4 protein-coding genes are annotated in these 3,278 nt (G+C 54.4%); 3 read left to right on the forward strand and 1 reads right to left on the reverse strand.

Annotation, left to right across the window (positions count from 1 at the left end):
* The 3 genes from ACTRXD_RS00065 to ACTRXD_RS00075 form a co-directional block, all read left to right on the forward strand.
* Positions 1-1,246 (forward strand): FG-GAP repeat domain-containing protein (locus ACTRXD_RS00065; protein ID WP_442429847.1); only part of this gene is annotated, 1,246 nt, incomplete at its 5' end.
* A 416-nt stretch (positions 1,247-1,662) separates the two neighbouring features.
* Entirely contained in the window at positions 1,663-2,001 is a 339-nt protein-coding gene (locus ACTRXD_RS00070) for an IS630 transposase-related protein (RefSeq protein ID WP_442429848.1), read from the forward strand.
* Positions 1,892-2,518, forward strand: a complete 627-nt coding sequence (locus tag ACTRXD_RS00075; protein WP_442429849.1) for an IS630 family transposase — start codon at positions 1,892-1,894, stop codon at positions 2,516-2,518. Before ACTRXD_RS00070 ends, ACTRXD_RS00075 begins: the two co-directional genes overlap by 110 nt.
* A 41-nt stretch (positions 2,519-2,559) precedes the next feature.
* Here the strand turns inward: ACTRXD_RS00075 and ACTRXD_RS00080 are convergent.
* The coding region (locus ACTRXD_RS00080; protein ID WP_442429850.1) for a PKD domain-containing protein at positions 2,560-3,278 on the reverse strand (719 nt) is incomplete at its 5' end.

Genomic DNA, 3,278 nt, shown 5'->3' on the forward strand with positions numbered 1-3,278 from the left:
CCTCCTGGATGGGGCCTACGGCTATGGCACGGCCCCCAACTTTGCCACCCCATCATTCAATACGCTGCAAGCCGATGGCCATATTCTTGATGCGGGAAATGGGAATCCCTCTGGCACGGGAGCGTATCAAAAAAGTGCCGGGGGTGTGTCGCACGAGGGAACGGTCTATGTGGTCGCAGGTCATGGGGGTAAAAGCATTGAAACCAATACTGGATCCCATCCTGTCATGACGGTGGTTGACCTGGCCTATGGGTCGGTGCTCTTGGACATTACGGGCAGCAGCCTCACGTTTCGGAATTTACGGGCAGGGGGCGGGATCACCGACACTGTGGGTATCGTCAAAAATTCTAGTGGTGCCATTGCCCCGCATGATTTTAATGTCGACGGCAAATCGGATCTTGTTTGGCGGAATACCAGTACCGGGACCTCGGCCGTGTGGCTCATGAACGGTGTTAATATTGCCAATACAGGGTTTCCAGGCGGGGCGTCTTTATCCTGGAAAATCGCCGGAAAGGGCGATCTTAATGGCGATGGAAAGTCCGACCTCGTCTGGCGAAATACCAATAGTGGCGCCGTGTCAGTGTGGTTCATGAACGGGACAACCATCACGTCGACGGGTTTCCCATCCGGGGCGCCCTTAGCGTGGCAGATCGTGGGTGTGGGAGATCTCAATGGCGATGGGAAGGCAGACCTCGTTTGGCGAAATACGAGCAGTGGTGCCGTGGCGGTGTGGATCATGAATGGGACAACCATCACATCGACCGGCTTTCCAGGTAGTGTCCCCTTGGATTGGGTGATTAAGGAGGTAGGGGATCTCAATGGCGATGGGAAGGCAGACCTCGTTTGGCGTAAAAACAGCACAGGGGCCGTGGCAGTGTGGCTGATGAATGGAGCCACTATTACGTCAACAGGTTTCCCATCCGGTGGATCCTTAGCGTGGCAGATTGCGGGCTTGGGAGACGTAAATGGGAATGGCACGGAGGACATTGTTTGGCGTCATGCGAGCTCAGGCGCGGTGGCGGTGTGGTTCATGAATGGGGCGACGATCACATCGACCGGCTTTCCAGGTAGTGTCTCGTTGAATTGGGTGATTCGGCAGGTTGGCGATTTCAATGGCGATGGGAAGGCAGACCTCGTCTGGCATAATACTGGTAGTGGCACAGTAGCGGTATGGTTAATGAATGGGGCGACCATAACCTCAACAGGCTATCCCGCGACTACGTCCCTAGATTGGCAAATTCAATAGGCAGATGTATCAGGGATACTTCTCTCCGGACGCTCCAGCATGAGAAAGTTCTCTCCATTATTCAAGTTGTCTGAACAACTCTCGATGTTTTAAGAGAGGATCCTGTAAAATCATCATGGTTTGCTCTAACCGGCTAATTGTTGATGGCTACATCTGAGTTGTTACCCGCCGCAGCCCAATAGACTACTAGACAAGATAAAAGGCCTTCTTAAAACTCCGCGTTATCAAATGGTTACCGCTTGGTTTCTCCATTGGACGGGGTGTCTGTCGTCTAAGAGATGTACCTATGCTGTACCTTAAACGATTCAGTGAGTTTTCTCAGCCATCTCTAATGCATCAGAAGACGGTCCCATTCCTAGGTATATTATAGTATATTAACTTTTAACTAAGACTTCTGTCATGCTAATCTCCGGGGTATGAGCAATGCCTATAGTCTTGATCTTCGAGAGCGAGTCGTCGCGTATGTTCAGGCCGGTGGAGACCGAAAACAGGCCTGTCAGATTTTCCAGATCGGTCGAGATACCCTGTATCGCTGGCTCCGGCAATCTCAGACTGAGGGCAGTTTGGCCCCACGCCCCCGAGGGAAATATGCCCCCCGAAAACTGGATGATGTCGTAGTGGCCCAGTATATCGCGAAGGATCCCGATGCGACGCTGGCAGAACTGGGGGAGGAGTTTGCTGTCAGCGCCGTGGCCATTTGGAAAGCCTGCCGCCGGTTGCAGATCACCCGAAAAAAAAACGCCCCTATACGTTGAGCGGGACGAAGTCGCCCGGGCACAATTCCAAGACGAGCTGGCTGACTTGGACCCCGATGACCTGGTCTATCTTGATGAAAGTGGAGTTAATGAGGCCCTGCATCGTCCGTATGCTCGGGCCGCACGCGGCACGACCGTGCGGGGCGACATCGTCGGTTCTACCACTCAACGGATCAGCCTCATCGCCGCCCTCAATCGGTCACAGCTCGTGGCCCCCATGCGCTTTGAGGGCTATTGTGATACGGGGGTGTTCTATACATGGCTGGAGCAAGCGCTGTTGCCTGAGTTGCGTCCGGGGCAGACCGGATTGATGGACAATGCGTCCTTTCATAAGTCCGCTGCCACCAAGGATCTTATCGAAACCAAAGGCTGTTACTTGAAATATCTGCCCACGTACTCGCCTGATCTGAACCCCATTGAATCACAATGGGCAATCCTCAAAGCCCGCTTGAGGAAACATCATCAGCCTCACCAAGAACTGGGGAAGGCGATCGATACGATCTTCGCCAGGTACTAATGAAAAGTTAAACCACTATATTGGTCTTGGGATAAGTCAGTTTATGGAATTTGGCTCTGAGGTTGGATGACGACCGAATACATGCTGCCGCTTCCACCGCTGGCATTGCCCCCGAGGGTAATAGTCCCAGCCGGGAAGGACCGCGCAAAGAGGCGGAGAGTGGTATCCGAGGTCACCAGATTTGTACCGGTATCCGTAAAGGTGCTCAACCACGACGGTTTAGGGGTGAGCCGCACGTCATGGGCGACCGACACGGAGACGGGTTGATTAACTGAAAAGCTGAGGAAAGTGGCAGTGGTAGCCGCTTTATCATTGTTGGCGGTTCGGATATATGTGGCGCCCTGCATGCTGGCAGGAACCGTGGTAAAAGTATAGCCGCGGTCGATATAGACCGTGCCCCCGGCTTGGAGGCCGGAAGCGGGCACAACATATGATTGCCCACTGGCTACGGTCAGATTCGAGATGGTTAAAGAGGAGGGTGGCGGTGTGCCAGACACCGTCACTTGAACGGTCGCGGGGGTGGGGTCGGGCAATCCCAGGGCATCCGTTACCGTATAGGTCACCGTAAACACCCCGGCGTTCGGGAAGGTCACCGCCCCCGGGTCCTTCACCGTGGCATCAGGAATCCCAGAGCCGGCTCCAAAGGTCCACCGATGAGTAAGGGGTAGGTTGGGTTCAGGATCAGTGCCCGTGCCAGTAAAGGTGACGGTCTGGCCCACCTGAATGGTCTGTGCCCCACTAGGGGTAATGACCCCATTCG

The sequence above is a fragment of the Nitrospira sp. T9 genome (assembly GCF_052156535.1).
Taxonomy (GTDB): domain Bacteria; phylum Nitrospirota; class Nitrospiria; order Nitrospirales; family UBA8639; genus Nitrospira_E.